We start from the raw sequence: 16,705 nt of genomic DNA, 5'->3' as shown, positions 1-16,705 counted from the left end.
GACCGCGCCCCGCCCGGTCAAAGGCAAAACAGCCGAGCCGGCGAAACCAAATAACATATTGATATTGCTCATGAAGTGAATGTAATTATGAGCGAATATTGAAGCGATCCTGGATCCTTTTCAAGGAAACAAGCTGCACATTGCGGGATGAAGGAGTGACAAACGAATGCAGTTTCCTCTCCAGACTGCGGGGGTCCATTTCACTTTCAATGGCGATCACTCCTTCCATGATGATCTTTTGCAGCAGCAGTTCATGATCGGTTCGCTCCCGGAGATTGCCGGCAAAGGGCACGCAGAAAAAATTGGCGAGCACCACCCCATAGAGGGTGGAGGTAAGGGCAATGGGCACGGTGGCCATGATAACCTTGCTGTCGCCGACTCCGGCCAGCATGCTGATCAAACCCACCACGCTGCCCACCAGTCCGAAAGAGGGAAACAGCTCTGCCATGGTACGAATCACCCGTTCGCAGTCTTCCCGGCGCAGTTTGAAAAAATACATTTCCGTGTTCAGGATATCCCGGATCACCTTGCCTTGATAGCCGTCAACCAGGAGCCCCAGGGCGCGCCGCAGAAAAAGGAGAGTGGTTTCCTCCTCATCCTCCTGCAAGGAGAGAATGCCCTTGAATTTCGATTTCACCGACAGATCGACCAGAATTTCGACGATATCTTCCGGTGTTTTGCTTCGGGCCGTGTAGGAAGACAGGAGAACCTTATACACAATCCTCAGCCTTTCCAGGCGATATGTCAGCAGGGTGGCACCGAATGTGCCGCCCAAAACCACCAGGGCGCCGGATAGATTGAAATAAAGGGCCAGGTTGCCGTGGAAGAGAAACCCGGACAGAAAAACAAAAACACAACAGATGAGGCCGATGATATTCTTATTTTTCATCAACCTGTCCCGCAATTCCCGCCGTGCCCGGCTTCTCGCGACTCAAGACGATTTCCACCCGCCGGTTGGCCGCCCGGTTCACCGGATTGTCATTGGGTGCAATCGGCGCAAATGAAGCATGGCCGGTTACGGAAAACCTCTCCTGGCCAATGCCGGTTTTTTCCATGAGAAAACGGGCAACCCTGCTTGCCCGGCTCAAGGAAAGCTCCCAATTCGAGGGAAACAGGGGGGTATGAATCGGCATGTCATCGGTATGGCCGATTACATTGATCAGGTAAGGGGTCTGGGCCACCAGGGGAACAATCTTGTCGAGGGAGTCAAAGGCGTCGGTCCTGATCTCGGCACTGCCGCTGTCAAAAAGCAGGTCGCCGGTGAGGATGATCCGCACCGTCCTGTCCGGTGCCAGATCCACCCTGGCAAACTCCCCGAGATTCTCCTCGGTCAGCGCTTTTCGGCTGACATCATAGATCCGGGTCAGACCGTCGTCACCACCCCGGCCAAAGGGATCAATACTGCCGCCGCCTCCCGTGCCCATGACACCCGAACCGACGTTTGCCCCGAAATCAAATCCTTGACCTTCACCCAGGAGAATCTCCTTGTGGGCGGATTGATAAATGTAAAGGACGGCAAAGAGGATGAACATGGTCATCATCAGGTCGGACCAGACAACCGACCAGTGGGGGGAACGGGGCATGCGCAGCCGCTCAAACGACTGTTCATCATAGACCCGCATACCGCTTTCCCAGCTTACTTCCCGGGAAAAAACCGGAATTCTCCGCGCCGCCCTTTTCGACCTTTTCCGTCGTGGGGACTTTGCCGCCGCCCCCTGCCCGCCCCCGGCCGTGTCAACGGCAGCGGCCTGCTGCCGCTTGATTGACGATTGCTCAGGGGAGACTGTTTTGCCGATGTCTGCCATTGATTTTCCATAAATGTGTGGTTTCAACCTCACCTATCGGAAATCATTTGCTTTTCTCAAATAAAATTTTCCCGATCCGAAAAAAAGGCAAGAATAACAGAAGGGCAAAGATTTCCCGCAGCGCATTAATTGAAGTAAACGCAAAAAAAGACACTTACGAGTTTGTCCATCACAATTACTTGATAAACGGCAGAATTTCCTTAAATGCCGGGGTACCGGCCTTGCCGAGCAGTTCGTAAATAATCATTTCCGTATTGCCCACCACCCCGCCGATTTGCCTGATCCGCTCAAGTCCGGTCAGGTAGTTTTTTTCGGTCCGCGAATTCACCGCGTCCGCGGCAATCCACATGGTGTATCCATCCCGCAGGCCACCCAGCACTGTCTGGTACATGCAGATATGGGTTTCCACCCCGCAGGCGATCCATGTGTCAATCTGCGCATGGGCCCTGATCCGCTCACGAATCGTCTCATTGCCGAAACAACCGAACTCAAGCTTGTCGAGCGGCTCAATTCCGCCGGTTTCCGCCGTGATCTCCGGCAGCAGCTCACCGATGCGGGCGGCATACTGGGTGGTGGCGATAACCGGCATTTTCATGATATGCGCAGCCTTCAGCAAGAGGACGCTGTTTCTCACCACCTCGTCTTTGGCGGGAATCACCCGCATCATTCTCTCCTGAATATCAACAACAAGCAGGCCGGTGCGCTCGGGCGCAAGTCTTTTCAACTTCTCCATTTGCTATTCTCCTGTGAAAAACCATCAAAAATGAGTAAAGTAGGGAGACAAAGCCAGGCAAGGTCCGTTGCGAAAACCCATTGCATCTCCGGCAATTCCGGACACGGCCCTTTATGCCGCTCACACTCCCGTAATGTTCCAGATATTTTTTACACCGGCTTAGTTTACATGGAAAATCTTGGTATTGCAAAAAATGGAAACCACCTACCGCATCAAAACACTGCTTGCTGAAAAACCGGTCAACCGTGAAATCACGGTGCAGGGCTGGATAAAATCTCGCCGGGACTCCAAAGGCCTCTCATTTCTCGACGTGACGGACGGCTCATGCCTGGCCGGACTCCAGGTGCTGGCAGCCGACTCCCTGGCCAACTACGGCACCGATATTGCCCGGCTTACCACCGGCTGCTCCATCAGGGCGCGGGGTGAACTGGTCCCATCGCCCGCCAAGGGGCAGGAAATCGAACTGCATGCCGGGGAGATAACGGTGCTCGGCTGGGCGCCGCCGGAGGACTATCCACTCCAGAAAAAACGCCACAGCTTCGAATTCCTGCGTTCCATCGCCCACCTGCGCGGCCGCACCAACAGCCTGGGAGCCGTTGCCCGGGTCCGCAGCAGGCTGTCCTGGGCCATTCACCATTTTTTCCAGGAACGCGGCTTTTTCCAGATCCATACCCCGGTCATCACCACCAGTGACTGCGAAGGGGCGGGCGAGATGTTCACCGTCACCGCCCTTGACCTGGACACCCTGGCCCGAAGCGGCAGTGCGGTTGATTACAGCCGGGATTTTTTCGGCCGGCCCGCCGGCCTGACGGTAAGCGGCCAGCTTGAGGCGGAGGCCTATGCCCTGGCGCTCGGCAATGTCTATACCTTCGGCCCCACCTTTCGCGCGGAAAACTCCAACACCAGCCGTCATCTCGCCGAATTCTGGATGGTGGAACCGGAAATGGCCTTCTGCGACCTGCACGGCGACATGGATCTGGCCGAGCAGATGCTGAAATTTCTCATCCGGGACTGCCGGGAAAACTGCGCCGATGACCTTGATCTCTTTGCCCGCTTTGTCGACAAGGATCTGAACAACCGCCTTGATGCTGTGCTCAAAAACGACTTTAGCCGCATCACCTACACCGACGCGGTCCACGCCCTGGAAAAATCCGGCGAGACCTTCTCCTTTCCGGTGCGCTGGGGCGTTGACCTGCAATCGGAACATGAACGCTACCTGGCGGAAAAACTCTTCCAAAGGCCGGTTATCGTCATTGATTACCCGAAAACCATTAAACCGTTTTACATGCGGGAAAACGACGACAACAGAACCGTTGCCGCCATGGACATCCTTTTTCCCGGCATCGGCGAGATCATCGGCGGCAGCCAGCGCGAAGAGCGCTTCGACCGGCTATTGCAGCGCATGGAAGCGAGCGGCGTCGATCCCGGCAACTACCAGTGGTATCTTGATCTCCGCCGCTACGGCACGGTGCCCCATGCCGGTTTCGGACTTGGCTTCGAGCGGCTCGTGCAGTTCGTCACCGGCATGAGCAACATCCGCGACGTCATCGCCTTTCCCCGCACCCCGGGGTCGGCGGCATTGTAAAAACCTGGGAAGACAGAAGTCAGAATCCGGACGAACAGCGAAAAAGCAGCTCTTCCAGATTCTCTCTTCCGGCTCCCGATTCCTCCCTCGCTAAAAACATGACACATACATCGCAAACATTACTTTTCACTCCCATGCGCTCACTGATACTCGTATTTTTCTTCCTTTTATTTATATTCCCGCCCGGCTTTCTCCATGCGGAACAGGAGACTATCTCCGCTCAAGAAGAACTGGTGCTCACCGAGGACGCCAATCTGCGCAAGGGTCCCGGCGCTTCCTTTGCAATCATGAACGCCCTGCGCAAAGGAACAAAGGTCAGGATCATCTACCAGGTGGGGGAATGGACCAGGGTTGAGCTTCCCAACAGCGGACAGAGCGGCTGGATCCATCTGCCCCCGGCCGAAGATCCGCCCCCGGAACCATCCTTGCCGCCGGTCCCGGCAAAAACCATTGCCCCCGTGCCGATGAAAGAAAGCAAACTGCCTGCAAAAAAAACGGTCGACCAGGTACGCCCCAGGCAGCTTGTCGCGGTTATCGATATCCAGCAGGTGATCAACGAGTCACAGCGGGGCCGGGCGGCCCGGCAAAAATACGAGGATCTGCGCCGATCCGGCCGGGAAAACATGAACCAGGCGGAAGAGACAATCATCAGCGCCGTCATTGTTGAAATCCGGGCAGTGGTGGAGGCCTATGCCCGCAAGCACGGCTTTACCCACGTCATCAACAAAAATGCCGGCAGCATATTCTACCATGACGGCAGTTTCAACATCACCGCCGACATTATCAGCGAATACGACCGGCAGGCCGCCTTGCCGCAGCAGCAGACGCCATGACCCCGACCCTTCTTCTCGCTCCCCTGCGGGGCATTACCGAGGCGCCCTTCCGCACCCTGTTCACCCGTTTTTTCTCAGGTTTTGACCTGGCGGTGGCCCCCTTTATCAACACCTACCAGGGCAACAAAATCAAACCAACCCATCTGCGCGACCTCCTGCCGGAAAACAACCAGGCACTGCCTGTGGTGCCGCAGATTCTCTCCAAAAATCCGGACAACTTTATTTCCGTGGCCCGCATCCTTTGCGATCTCGGCTACACCACGCTGAACTGGAACCTGGGCTGCCCCTGGCCCATGGTGGCAAACAAGATGCGGGGCTCCGGCCTGCTCCCCTATCCGGACAAAATCGATGCCTTTCTGGAAAAAGTGCACTGCCTGCCGGCGGCAATTTCCATCAAAACCCGGCTCGGCCGCAGGGATCCGAACGAAATTTTCGATCTGCTGCCGGTTTTCAACCGCTACCCCTTACGCGAGGTGATTATTCACCCGCGCACCGGCACTCAGATGTACCGAGGCACGGTTGATCTCGACACCTTTGGCCGTTGCCTGGAACAGTGCCGCCATCCGGTGGTTTATAACGGCGACATCACCTGCCTGGCCGATTTTCAAGGCCTGACCGAGCGCTTTCCCCGGATCTCGGCCTGGATGATCGGTCGCGGCGCCCTGGCCAACCCCTTTCTCCCGGCCCGGATCAAGGGAATTGCACTGCCGGATGATCCCCTGGCCCGTATTATTGCCTACCATGACGCACTTTTTGCACATTTCAACGAAAAACAGTCGGGCCCGGGCCACATTCTCGGCCACATGAAAGGCATCTGGCTTTATCTTGCCGGGTCTTTCAGCGATGGCGGGAAGTTACTGAAAAAAATCCAGAAAACCCACAGCATCGAGGGATACGGTGAATTAATGGGAACCGTCTTCAACACCCATTGCTGGCAACCACCCCAAACCGGAGGCTTCTCATGAAAAACCGCGCCTTGCACCGACTTTTTTTCCTGTCCGGCCTGATCACCCTGCTCCTCTGGACAAGCGCCTGCCAGGCGAAAAACAGCTTGTGGCAGGTGCGGGCGGCGGACCACACCCTGTATCTGCTCGGCTCCCTCCATGTCCTGAAAAAAGAGTCCTATCCCCTGCCGCCTTTTATTGAAGAGGTTTACGCCGCATCCGGGGCAGTGGTTTTTGAGGCGGACCTGGACGAAATGGACACCCCGCCCATGCAGCAGAAAATTCTTTCCTACGGCAAACTGCCGGCTGGTCAGACCCTGCAGCAGCAGCTTTCACCGGAAACCTGGCAGCGCCTCACGGCCAAAACGCTTTCACTCAACATCAAGACGGAATCAATCCAGCCGCTCCGCCCCTGGCTCTGTGCCCTGACCCTGACCGTCACCGATCTTGAACGGTTGGGCTTCCTCCCCCAGTATGGGCTCGATGAATATTTTTACCGCAGGGCACAAAAGGACGGGAAAAAGATCATCCCCCTGGAATCGGTGGACTTCCAGCTGAGCCTTTTTTACAGCCAATCAAAAAAGGAACAGGAGGATTTTCTCCTGCAGACCCTGGACGATTTGCAGATGTCAAAAGAGATGGCGGATGACCTGGAAACGGCCTGGAAGACCGGCAATGAGGCGATGCTTGCCGGCATGGTCGCCCAAAGTTTTGCCGGCTATGCGCCGCTTTACAAACGCCTGGTGCTCGACCGCAACAGAAACTGGTTGCCCGCCCTGGAAAAAATGATCAAACAGGAACAGGTGACCCTGGTGGTGGTGGGGGCGGGACACCTGGTGGGACCGGGCAGCGTGGTGGATCTGCTGCGCCGCAAGGGATATCCGGTGGTACAGAGGTGATTGGGTATTTCTGATTTCGGATTGGGGATTGCGGGTTTGGGATTTGGGATAGATCCTGTCAGTCGTTTATAATCCGCACCCCGCAATCCGCAATCCCCAATCCGCAATCCCCAATCCCAACTCCTTCTCATATCGCCGAAAAAATCATCATGCCGCCCATCACCACCAGCAGATACAGCATGAGCCGCAGATAGCTCTCCCGTCTGATTCTGCCGTAGCAGCGCGAGCCGATCCACACCCCCAGCAAGACGAATGCCGCCGACAGGGCGTGATAACGGAGCACCGTCATGGTGGTGAGTCCGCTGACGGCATGGGCGCCGGCCGCGGCAATGCCGGTGATGAAGAAAAAAACGGACAGGGTGGCCTTGATGTCGTCCTTGCTCCAGCCGGTGAGCGTCGTATAAATGATGACCGGTGGACCTCCGGCACTGAAAGCGCTGCCGATCACCCCGGTGAAGAAACCGGCCGCATAGGCCCAGAAGGGCTTGACCATACGCGGCCGAGGGGTCAGGAGCAGGTTGTAAAGGGCATAGCTGATAATCATGACACCCAGCAAGAGCTTGATCAGATTGCTGTCCGCCTCCTTGAGAAAACTCGCCCCCACATAGATGCCCGGCATGCCGCCGATGAGCAGCGGAATGATCTTCTTCCAGTCGGCGTGGCGGCGCAGCTGCAGGGAAAGATAAGCGGTGATGATCAGCCCGTTCAGCATGCAGAGCGGCACCGCGGTTTTCATATCAAGAAAAAGGCTGAGCAGCGGCAGGGCCACCAGGGCGGAACCGAAGCCGGACAAGCCCTGGGTGAATCCTGCGGCCAGGAAGATGATAAAGATGAAAAAAAATTCATTCCCTAACAATACGACAAAATCCATACCGAAGAATCCCCCAAGCTATTATTTTTCCGAAAAACCGGATTTTTTCCAAAAAACTGGACTGCACAATCATTAAAAACCATCTTTTTTCACACTTCCGCCTCTCAGCCTCTTACGTTAACAACAGGTAATCATTGTTAATTAAAAAAACATGAACATCAACAAAAAAATCGGCACTTATTTTGCTAACAAATACACATAGATTTATATCATTTTTTTCTAAAAGCTTTCCTTTCCATAAAGTGACACGAGGGAAAAAGGGACAAAACAATGAAGAGAAAAACATTCTGCGCTCTTGCAACATCACTGCTTTTAGCCTTTGCAGGAAACGCCCAAGCGATACCATATGGGTTTACGGTTCTAGAAAACAACTCAACGGCTTATGACCTGTCAGGTCAGTTATTTGTTGATGTGACGGATGCCGGCTCAGGAACAACCAATTTTCTGTTTACCAATGCCGGAACAATTGATTCATTTATCGCGGATATTTATTTTGATTGGGGATCAACACCTTTAACATTTTCTGACTTTAGCTCGACAGGCGAGGTCGTTTTTTCGGTGGGCGCATCCCCAGGTGATCTTTCAGGTGGAACAGATATTTCTTTTACATCTGATTGGGATGCCGATGCCGACTCTCCAGGCTCTGACAAAGACGGCATAGACAACTGGACCGGCAGCGGAACACAGGATAGCTTGACGATAGCTTTCTTCGGTGCCAGTTTTAACTCAATTTTAGCCGCATTGAACAGTGGCGATTTACGAATTGGCCTCCATGTTCAGGGCCTGCCGGATGATGAAAGCGAAAGTTATGTAAACACCCCCGTTCCGGAACCGGCCACCATGCTGCTGTTCGGCACCGGTCTCGCAGGTCTTGCCGGGGCCGCGCGCAGGAAAATTAAAAAAGCCTGACAGGTGGGGCAAAAAAAGCTCCGCTATATCCCCTTTTTTGGGAATTTTTCAAAACGGGAGAACCACAAGGTTTTCCCGTTTTTTCGTCAGTGTCCTCCCCCCCCACTCATCTTTCCGGGAAAACGGAATTTTTCCCGGACAATGAATGACTATCCTTTCCAGCAACAGCAACCCCTGCTACCCTCTCCAGTTACATTCGACATAACATCCCAGTATTACAACATTTTCAAAAAACAAACATTTTTACCGAACCACTGGCGCTAAATCTGCAAACTATTCCGTTATCCATCGCGGCGTTTCGGGAGGGAACATCCGGATGTTTCGGATGAGCCGCGGGAGCGAAGAGGAAACCGGCTGTTTGGGGGAATAGCTCGGGTTTCACAAAATTGAGGAACAACGATGAGGAAAAAATACACACTACCAATCGCCTTTCTTTTCTGGGCTGGCACCTCTGCCTTGGCCCATGCCGACCACATCCACTTTGAAGATTTTTACGGCACGGATGTCGCTTTGTCCGCAACCGGCGCCATTTCATCCACGACATGGACCTTTGATCTCAATAATGACCCGATGGCGCTTTGGCTGCTTGCCGACTCGGAGGTGCATAATCTGGGAGCGGATTATTTCACCACAGACTCATCCTACCTTGGCACAGGCAGCATGGACGCGGAAGACATTCTCCACTATGCCTACCTGACATTTCACTTTACCGGAGTTCTGGGGGATCAAGGCGCGGAAGATGAAATAACCATCCTCTTTGATCTTGATTCCATGCTGGAGCTTGACGCCAACTTCAAGGAACCGGTGGATGGCGACACGAGTTTCTTCACCTGGGACGGGGTGTCCATCTCGGATGAACTCATCGGCGATGGCGCAAACCGCATCAACGTCTGGTCGTACCTTGAAGACGACCACTACCTCACAATCAAACTTACCGCCGTCGATGGATCATTCACCGTTGACTGGACCAACCTGAGCGGCTGCTTTGAAGACGCTGCTCCCGTGCCCGAACCGGCTTCCATGCTGCTCTTCGGCAGTGGACTTGCCGGACTGGCGGGAGTCCTGCGCCGAAAAGTGATCAGGGCATAGAAGAAAATTGCCCCAGCCGGGCAACCAGTTCGTCATGGAGCAGACCGTTTGAGCCGACAAGCTCCCGGACAAAAGGGGTGTATGCTCCGCCTTTGAAATCCGTGACCATGCCTCCGGCCTCCTGCACCAGCAGGAGCCCGGCTGCCGTGTCCCAGGGTTTCAGCTCTATTTCCCAGAACCCTTCCAGCCTGCCGCAGGCAACATAGGCCAGGTCAAGGGCCGCCGCCCCGGCACGCCGCACCCCCTGGCAGGAGGGCAGCAATTTCTGCAAGGCGCCGACAACCTCAACGGCACGATGCTCCAGGTCATAAGGAAAACCAGTGGCCAGGAGCGATTTTTTCAGTTCAGTGCAACGGGAAACCACAATCCGCCTGCCGTTCAACCAGGCGCCGAACCCGCGACAGGCCAGGAAAAGTTCATCAAGCATGGGCGCATAAATCACGCCTGCCATGGTTTTTCCATTTTCCATATAGCCGATGGAAACCGCAAACCAGGGAAATCCATGGGCGAAATTGGTGGTGCCGTCCAACGGATCGATCACCCACACCGGCTCCAGGGGGATGTCGCCATAGGAGGCAAATGACTCTTCGGAAAGAACGGCGATTTGCGGCTGCCCTTGCCGCAACATATCAAGAATTCTCTTTTCCGCCGCCACATCAGCCTCGGTCACCAGATCCCTTTCCCCCTTGTAATGAACCTGATGGGGCTGATGGTACAAATCAGCGAGAATCCCGCCCGCGGCAAGTGCCGCCTCGGCCGCTGCCGTGACGATATCCCGCAGCGGCGACACCCCGCATTCAGCACGAACCGCCTCGACTCTTTTCATGTCCGTAACTCTCAATAGCCTTTATTGATGGTTTGACAAAAACAAAAAACTTACCACGGAGCCCGCAGAGGCCACCGCGCTAACAAATTATTACAAAAACCGTTTCTCCGTGATCTCCGCGTGCTCTGCGGTAAAAAAAACAGACTTTCTATCCGTTCATCCATCTTAATTCGCCGCCAGAACCGCATGAACCTGCTCCCGGGCAAACGTCAGGGTGACAGTGGTTCCCATCCCAGGTTCACTTTCGATGAAGACATCGCCGCCATACCTCTGTACCATGCTCTGGGCAAGATAAAGCCCGAGTCCCATACCCCTGCCGGGTTCCTTGGTGGTAAAGAAAGGGTCCAATGCCCGTCGTGCGGTTTCCTCATCCATGCCGCTGCCGTAATCCTGCACACTAAAAAAAATGTGGTTTTGATCCATGTTGCAGGCAAGGAATATCGGTGTTCCCGGCTCCGAGGCGTCCATGGCATTCTTCAAAACATTGCGCAGGGTGCGCACCAGGGTGCGAATGGGCAAACTGAGCTGCATGGCCTCAACATTATTGGCAAATACCAGATGTTCCTGAACTTGCGGGGCAAACGACCGGAGAACATTGTCGATGAGATCCCTGACGGCAAAGGTTTCCACATTTTCACCGAGATGCTCCCCGGCATCGGCCGACATTTGATACAAAATCTCTTTGCACCTGGTCACCTGGTCACGAATAAGCCGACAGTCCGCAAGCAGATCCGGGCTGCTGCCCCCCTGTTCCTTCATATTGTATAACATTTCACCCGAGGCCACTGCAATGGTTGAAAGCGGGGTGGAGAATTCGTGGGCCGCTCCCGCGGCAAAGGTTGCCAGGGCCGCCAGCTTATCCGTTCTGCTTTTGATTCTTTCCAGGTCATTAATGGTTTTCTGTTGGCGTTCAATGGACGTCCGCACCTTGCTGACCAGAAAACTCATGATGATCAGTGCGGCAAAGAGCACGGTGAAAAGCACCCTTGAATAGGCAACGAGATCGGCCTTGATAAACCCGGCAAAAAGAGTGAAGGCGGCCATATGCTCCCGCATCGGCAACAATCCGGCCTTTTGCAGCCTGCCAAAGGCCTTTTCGTCCATCACCATGGGATCGGCGGCAACAAAAAAAACCACATAGCAGGTCAGGGTAAAACATACCAGAACAAGCGCCCACCGCGGCTTGAGCAAAAGGGACCCGAAAAATATATAAATAATATAAAGAACGACGAAGGGATTAAGGACACAGGAAATGCGGCAAAAAAGAATCGTCAGCAACGCCACATCAAAAAATATCATACCGGCGGCAAGACACCGGAAGCGAGTGATTTGCCCCCGCTTCAATCGGTAAAACAGGACAGCATTGCTTGCGGCAAGGAGACAAACCAACAAAACAACAAGGACCAGCGAAAAGTTAACCTCGAAAATTTCCCTGGCAACATTGACGAGAAAAAAAAGGCTTATCGCGGTTACCCAGCGGAAATGGATCAACCAAGGGAAAGAGATCACCCCAATTGAGGAATCAGCATCCGTAGTCGCGGGCAATCCTGCCTGAACATTCCTCAATAAACTTTTCAATTTCATAATATTCTCAATTTACTCCGGGCAAGAGCCGCAAATCATTCCCCCTGCCTGCAAAACCCGGTTGCGGCAGGCCATCCTTTTTTTCGGATTTCCCCGGCTATTGCCCAAAGCACTCCCCGCATGTCCGCACCTATTCCGAACTGCACTATTCCCGCATCTATCCCCGCCCACCGACAAATTGGAAACCAGATGCAGTGTCACTTCGAGAAAGGTGTCCGCGGATGTCATGCGGCAGCTGTTGTTTTCAGGTGAACGATCGCAAAACCGGGCACGAGCATCTTTGAAGACAGCAAGATCTTTACCAGCTGTTGAAAATTTCGCCGCACTTGCCGAAAGGCAAGGTGTTGCACAACGAAAAGAAGACAAAAGCAAAAAGTAACATCCTGATTTGCCACGTTTTTCACTAAAAAAACACCGGGAGAAAATTTCTTTGAAAGCCGACTGCCCCTCACGAATTTCCACGACAGGCCCTCTCCTGAGACCCTTGCCTCATCCCGCACGTCAATTTCTGACGAATGCGATAACCAGTTTCTGATGAACCTGCCACTTCGTTCCTCCGCAAATGCACCGCAAAAATTACAAAAACGGCCGTTTGATCGGTCTTTGCCGGATGTCTTCCCTGTTTGTCCCGACAGGCTTTTTCCGTGGTTGTTTTTTCCTGCCTCCCTCGGTAAAATATCCCCAGTCAATTCGTCTGATTTTTTTCTTCCACCAAGAATACACAAAGCAAGGTGACGGCATGGAACTTATCAAAATCATCTGCGCCATCCTTCTGCCGCCGGTGGGTGTCTTTCTGCAGGTCGGCATCGGCAAACATTTCTGGATCAATATTATTCTCACCCTGCTCGGCTATATTCCCGGCATTGTGCATGCCGTCTGGGTGATTGCTAAAAAAAAATAATGGGAACAAAAAAAAAGCCGCGGTGTTTCTTGCGAGACACCGCAGCTTTTTTTAAAATGATTCAACTTCAATCATATCATCGGTTATGAAACGCCGCTGCCGTCACATTGCATGCAACCCCTCCGCCCGGCTATGCCATGTGCTTGCGACCGCGAATCTTGCCTCATTTCATAATCGCCATCCGCCCACTTATTCAACAGGATAACAGCCTGAAAGGCCACATCCGCCGCCACCCGGGCGCACCTTTCTTTGCGCTCGGCGCTTTCCATGCCTACTTCTTCCTTTTTCATCCACTTTCCTACTGAAATATGACACAGGGGAGAACCAGCGGCATTAACCTGACAGATAATCGCCTTGGGGGTGGCCGGCCGAAAAACAGGCAGCTCGGCGTTTCCGTACCAAACGATAAGGTCGTTGACCATCTCCTCCCCTTCTTTGCCGGCGACAAAACTCATGGCAAGTCCCGCCCCCGTGAGGGTTCCACACATGGCGCCCCAGCCGGCCATGCCGCCCTGCCCGAAAGCAAAGGCCTCGACCGGCAGATTATTATAAGGTCCACCGATTTCATCACGCAACTGGTCGAGAATGGCGCTGGCCACCGCGTAACAGCAATATTTTTTGTACCAGTTTTCGTAAGCTATTCGTGCCGTCTTTGCCGGATCCAACTTCCTGTATCCCCACGGAATCGGCGGCGGCGTGGTCAAGGCCCCGACACGGAGGGCAGGCCGGACCGAACCCACAGGCAGAATTGCCGCCCCTGCCGCGGTCTTGGCCATGTCGACCACCACACCCCTGCCGGCAACATCCTTCTTTTTCCCCCGCCCTTGTCCCCACATGGCATTTTCTCCTCTTTCCCGTCTGTTTTCCATGGCGGCAATTACCCAAACGACTCTGCAGCCACATCACGTCTTCATCGGCACCTTCACACGAGGTGCCGCACGAAAGCATATGCACCCCGTCTCGCACTGCCATAACAAAATCAGTACCACAGAGTGCCACAGGGGGGAATATGGCAATTTGTCGCGGCCGACGGAAAATATTTTTCCCAACGGCAAGAAACATTAAACTTCACGTTACCGGAAGAAAAACGTACAATCGAAACAGCAGTTCCAACAAAAAAAGAGAGGATTCCGGTGACAAAAATTTTCTGGAAAAGCGACTACAGCGTCAACTCCCAATACATCGACCACCAGCACCAGAAGCTCCTGGGGATCGTCAATGATTTCAATGAGGCGCTCGCAGCGGGGAAAGGGGAAAAGATCGCATATTCCCTGCTCAACCGCTTGGTCCAATATGCCGAGGAACATTTTCGGGATGAAGAAAAATTGATGCGCATGGCCCGTTATCCGACCGACGAGCTGGACAGACACATCAAGGAGCATGAAAAACTGACCGAGGAAATTTTCCAGCACACGGAAAACTGGAGCAGCTACCGAGCGGAGTCGTTACCTCGCATCGGAGAATTTCTCAAGAAATGGCTGCTGGATCATATCCTCACATCCGATAAGAAATACGCGCAATATGTCGTCCATATTGATAACAAATACCTTTCCGTCAAATAACGGAAAAATTAAAACGCCCATTTCCGGCTCTGGAAACAGGCGTTTTTCCTGACCGCTTTCCCAGTCCTGTATTTCAGGGCAGGATGACTGCCAGATCGCTGTCCTCGGCAAATGTATATTCAAGGGAGTTGTAGGCTGCGTCAATGGTCACAACCCTGATATTATAGCCGCCGCCCCGAAGATACCGATGAACCACGCCGTTTGCCAGTATGGTTCCCGGACTGTCGGCAATGGTCGTTTGTTTGCGATCCCCCCAGTAAACATAGATGCGAGCAATATCCGTGGGAATCGACGCGGCGCTCAAGGTAAGCTGATTGCCGTTCACCGAGACGGAGAAATCCATGCTCCTCGGTGGAGGTTCAACCTTGGCGGCCTCGGCCGTGACCGTATCACTCACCGTCAATCCGCTGATATCTTCCGTCATGATGACCGTTGCCGTGTATGAACCGAAATCGTCATACTCAAACTCAATGGTATCATTGCCGTTCCCGCCGATCACTGTTCCCGGCCCGCCGAAATCCCAGGTAAAAGTGCAGTTCAGATTTACCGGGTAAACGATTCCCAGATGATCATAGGCCTCTTCATAGCAGGAGGATCTGGAGGCGTTAAACTCCACCACCCGATCAAATTCCTGCGACGAAAGGGCACTGGGATAGGGGATGAGGTGGAGACCGGTGTAGTCGCTCAGTTCTCCCACCGCAAAGGGAGAAAAAGATGCGGCAAAACCACAGATGACATTATTTACCGGATCTATGGAGTCCGTGATGTCCTCCCAGCCGCTTACTCCCCGGTGCCAGAGGACAAGATCGGCCTCAGCGCCGATAACATCGGCCTCATCATACGCAAGACAGATATGGCCGTCATCGCTGCATTCCAGATCAATATCAAGAGCCCGGTCACCGAGCAGTCTGTAATCCGGGGGCGGCACGGGCTTGCTCATAACAAAAGCCGACATCGTGCAACCGCCGTCATCAACCGCGGCAAAGCTCATCTCGGCACTCGCCAGCGGAATCGTAACCGCGACGTTCGCACCCGAAGGAACCGGGATAAGATCAGGATCCGCCCCGGCACTGTTGAACGGTTCACCGGCGGCAAAGGAGGTAAATGACGTGGTGCCGCCGCAGACCCAGTCATTGTCGACATCAAGACTGCGGGTGATATCCTTCAGCCCGAGCTGATCATTGCGCAGCATGCGCACATCCCGCTCATTGGTTGTCACGTCCGTTTCCTCGTACTGCAGACAGACACACCGCGCCGGACAACGTCGATTGCGGACATTGCAAATCAAGAGTGTATATCTTTTCTCCCACCTGCAGATACACCGATGAGGCGAACGACTGCGATTCAACGGAGAGCCGCAACAGGCATTCACTGTCAACCTGATCGACAACAAGCTTCAATTCCGGAATGGGACTGACCTCAACATTGATTCCCACCGGCACGACGGTATCATCGATGAGTCCGCAGCCCCTGATGCCCGGATCAACCTGGTAGACATCATCGGGACATGAATCGTTACAATCCATGGTACCGTCGCCATCCGTATCGGTATCGGCCACGCCGCAACCGCAGATTCCCGCTTCAACCTTGTCATGGTCATCCGGGCAGCCGTCAACATCACCACAGGCGGCGTCATTGTCGGCATCGTTGAAAGGATCAAAAGGACAGGCATCACAGGCATCACAGGCATCACCTTGCCCGTCGTTATCCGCGTCGGCCTGATTGCTGTTGACGGCAACCGGGCAATTGTCCGCATCAGCGCAGACCCCGTCGTTGTCCGCGTCATTGGCCGGGTCAGCCGGACACGCATCGCAGACATCTCCCATGCCGTCAGCGTCACCATCCAGCTGACCGCTATTGGCAATGGTTATACAGTTATCGCCATCGCCTGTTTTCGGCAGGGCAAAGCCGCTGCCGGCGCAGATCCCGTCACCGTCACCATCATTGGCGAGATCCCCGGGGCAGGGATCGCAGACATCGCCGAACAGGTCATTATCCCCATTGGCCTGATTCGCGTTGGCCGCTGCCGGACAGTTTATCAAGGTTGCCGCAGATACCGTCACCATCCGCGTCGTTGGCCGCGTCATCAGGGCAGCCGTCATTGCAGTGTAAGCGGTCATTAAACCCCATCTTTTCAAACTGATGAGAACAAGTCATGATGCCT

The 16,705-nt window shown here is 54.0% G+C and carries 18 protein-coding genes; 8 read left to right on the top strand and 10 right to left on the bottom strand.

Annotated features, from left to right (window positions below; all coding sequences use genetic code 11):
* Window positions 1-85: 85 nt before the first annotated feature.
* From BM485_05950 to BM485_05940, 3 genes are all read right to left on the bottom strand, one after another.
* Window positions 86-889 carry a flagellar motor protein MotA gene (locus tag BM485_05950; GenBank protein ID OKY75878.1) on the bottom strand — a complete coding sequence of 268 codons (804 nt, stop codon included), beginning with the start codon at window positions 887-889 and terminating at the stop codon, window positions 86-88.
* Entirely contained in the window at window positions 879-1,805 is a 927-nt protein-coding gene (locus tag BM485_05945) for a hypothetical protein (protein OKY75877.1), read from the bottom strand. The genes BM485_05950 and BM485_05945 overlap by 11 nt, the downstream gene beginning before the upstream one ends.
* 175 nt (window positions 1,806-1,980) lie before the next feature.
* Entirely contained in the window at window positions 1,981-2,538 is a 558-nt protein-coding gene (locus BM485_05940) for an isochorismatase (GenBank protein ID OKY75876.1), read from the bottom strand.
* Window positions 2,539-2,731: 193 nt separating this feature from the next.
* Between BM485_05940 and BM485_05935 the strand changes: the two genes are divergently transcribed.
* The 4 genes from BM485_05935 to BM485_05920 all read left to right on the top strand — a co-directional run bounded on the left by BM485_05935 (window position 2,732) and on the right by BM485_05920 (window position 6,799).
* Entirely contained in the window at window positions 2,732-4,123 is a 1,392-nt protein-coding gene (locus tag BM485_05935; protein ID OKY75875.1) for an asparagine--tRNA ligase, read from the top strand.
* Window positions 4,124-4,356: 233 nt separating this feature from the next.
* Entirely contained in the window at window positions 4,357-4,956 is a 600-nt protein-coding gene (locus BM485_05930; GenBank protein ID OKY75874.1) for a hypothetical protein, read from the top strand.
* Window positions 4,953-5,921, top strand: coding sequence for a hypothetical protein (locus tag BM485_05925; GenBank protein ID OKY75873.1), 969 nt, complete (start codon window positions 4,953-4,955; stop codon window positions 5,919-5,921). The genes BM485_05930 and BM485_05925 overlap by 4 nt, the downstream gene beginning before the upstream one ends.
* Window positions 5,918-6,799, top strand: a complete 882-nt coding sequence (locus tag BM485_05920) for a hypothetical protein (GenBank protein OKY75872.1) — start codon at window positions 5,918-5,920, stop codon at window positions 6,797-6,799. The genes BM485_05925 and BM485_05920 overlap by 4 nt, the downstream gene beginning before the upstream one ends.
* Window positions 6,800-6,926: 127 nt before the next feature.
* Here the strand turns inward: BM485_05920 and BM485_05915 are convergent, their stop codons facing one another.
* On the bottom strand, window positions 6,927-7,670 hold the full coding sequence (locus BM485_05915) for a permease (protein ID OKY75871.1): 744 nt from the start codon (window positions 7,668-7,670) through the stop codon (window positions 6,927-6,929).
* A gap of 270 nt (window positions 7,671-7,940) precedes the next feature.
* On the opposite strand from BM485_05915, the gene BM485_05910 reads away from it, so the two are divergent.
* Window positions 7,941-8,579, top strand: a complete 639-nt coding sequence (locus BM485_05910; GenBank protein ID OKY75870.1) for a hypothetical protein — start codon at window positions 7,941-7,943, stop codon at window positions 8,577-8,579.
* Window positions 8,580-8,978: 399 nt separating this feature from the next.
* Entirely contained in the window at window positions 8,979-9,668 is a 690-nt protein-coding gene (locus BM485_05905) for a hypothetical protein (protein OKY75869.1), read from the top strand.
* On the opposite strand, the gene BM485_05900 is transcribed toward BM485_05905, so the two are convergent.
* The 3 genes from BM485_05900 to BM485_05890 all read right to left on the bottom strand — a co-directional run bounded on the left by BM485_05900 (window position 9,658) and on the right by BM485_05890 (window position 12,530).
* A complete protein-coding gene (locus BM485_05900) occupies window positions 9,658-10,494 on the bottom strand; it encodes an inositol monophosphatase (protein ID OKY75868.1) in 837 nt (278 codons plus the stop codon). The two genes, BM485_05905 and BM485_05900, sit on opposite strands and share 11 nt — an antisense overlap.
* A 165-nt stretch (window positions 10,495-10,659) precedes the next feature.
* Complete coding sequence (locus tag BM485_05895) at window positions 10,660-12,078, bottom strand: hypothetical protein (GenBank protein OKY75867.1); 1,419 nt, start codon at window positions 12,076-12,078, stop codon at window positions 10,660-10,662.
* A gap of 224 nt (window positions 12,079-12,302) precedes the next feature.
* Window positions 12,303-12,530 (bottom strand): hypothetical protein, encoded by a 228-nt coding sequence (locus tag BM485_05890; protein OKY75866.1) that lies wholly within the window; start codon window positions 12,528-12,530, stop codon window positions 12,303-12,305.
* A gap of 287 nt (window positions 12,531-12,817) precedes the next feature.
* Between BM485_05890 and BM485_05885 the strand changes: the two genes are divergently transcribed.
* A complete protein-coding gene (locus BM485_05885; protein ID OKY75999.1) occupies window positions 12,818-12,979 on the top strand; it encodes a proteolipid membrane potential modulator in 162 nt (53 codons plus the stop codon).
* 83 nt (window positions 12,980-13,062) lie between these two features.
* Here BM485_05885 and BM485_05880 read toward each other — a convergent pair whose 3' ends face one another.
* On the bottom strand, window positions 13,063-13,815 hold the full coding sequence (locus BM485_05880) for a hypothetical protein (GenBank protein ID OKY75865.1): 753 nt from the start codon (window positions 13,813-13,815) through the stop codon (window positions 13,063-13,065).
* Window positions 13,816-13,971: 156 nt separating this feature from the next.
* Between BM485_05880 and BM485_05875 the strand changes: the two genes are divergently transcribed.
* Window positions 13,972-14,541 (top strand): hypothetical protein, encoded by a 570-nt coding sequence (locus tag BM485_05875; GenBank protein ID OKY75864.1) that lies wholly within the window; start codon window positions 13,972-13,974, stop codon window positions 14,539-14,541.
* A gap of 73 nt (window positions 14,542-14,614) precedes the next feature.
* On the opposite strand, the gene BM485_05870 is transcribed toward BM485_05875, so the two are convergent.
* Together BM485_05870 and BM485_05865 are read right to left on the bottom strand one after the other, a co-directional pair.
* Complete coding sequence (locus BM485_05870; GenBank protein OKY75863.1) at window positions 14,615-15,760, bottom strand: hypothetical protein; 1,146 nt, start codon at window positions 15,758-15,760, stop codon at window positions 14,615-14,617.
* Complete coding sequence (locus BM485_05865; GenBank protein OKY75862.1) at window positions 15,747-16,607, bottom strand: hypothetical protein; 861 nt, start codon at window positions 16,605-16,607, stop codon at window positions 15,747-15,749. Before BM485_05865 ends, BM485_05870 begins: the two co-directional genes overlap by 14 nt.
* Window positions 16,608-16,705 lie beyond the last annotated feature (98 nt).

Source organism: Desulfobulbaceae bacterium DB1 (genome assembly GCA_001914235.1).
Lineage (GTDB): Bacteria > Desulfobacterota > Desulfobulbia > Desulfobulbales > SURF-16 > DB1.
The sequence above is the reverse complement of the archived record's forward strand: the minus strand, read 5'-3'. Positions and strand labels throughout refer to the sequence as shown.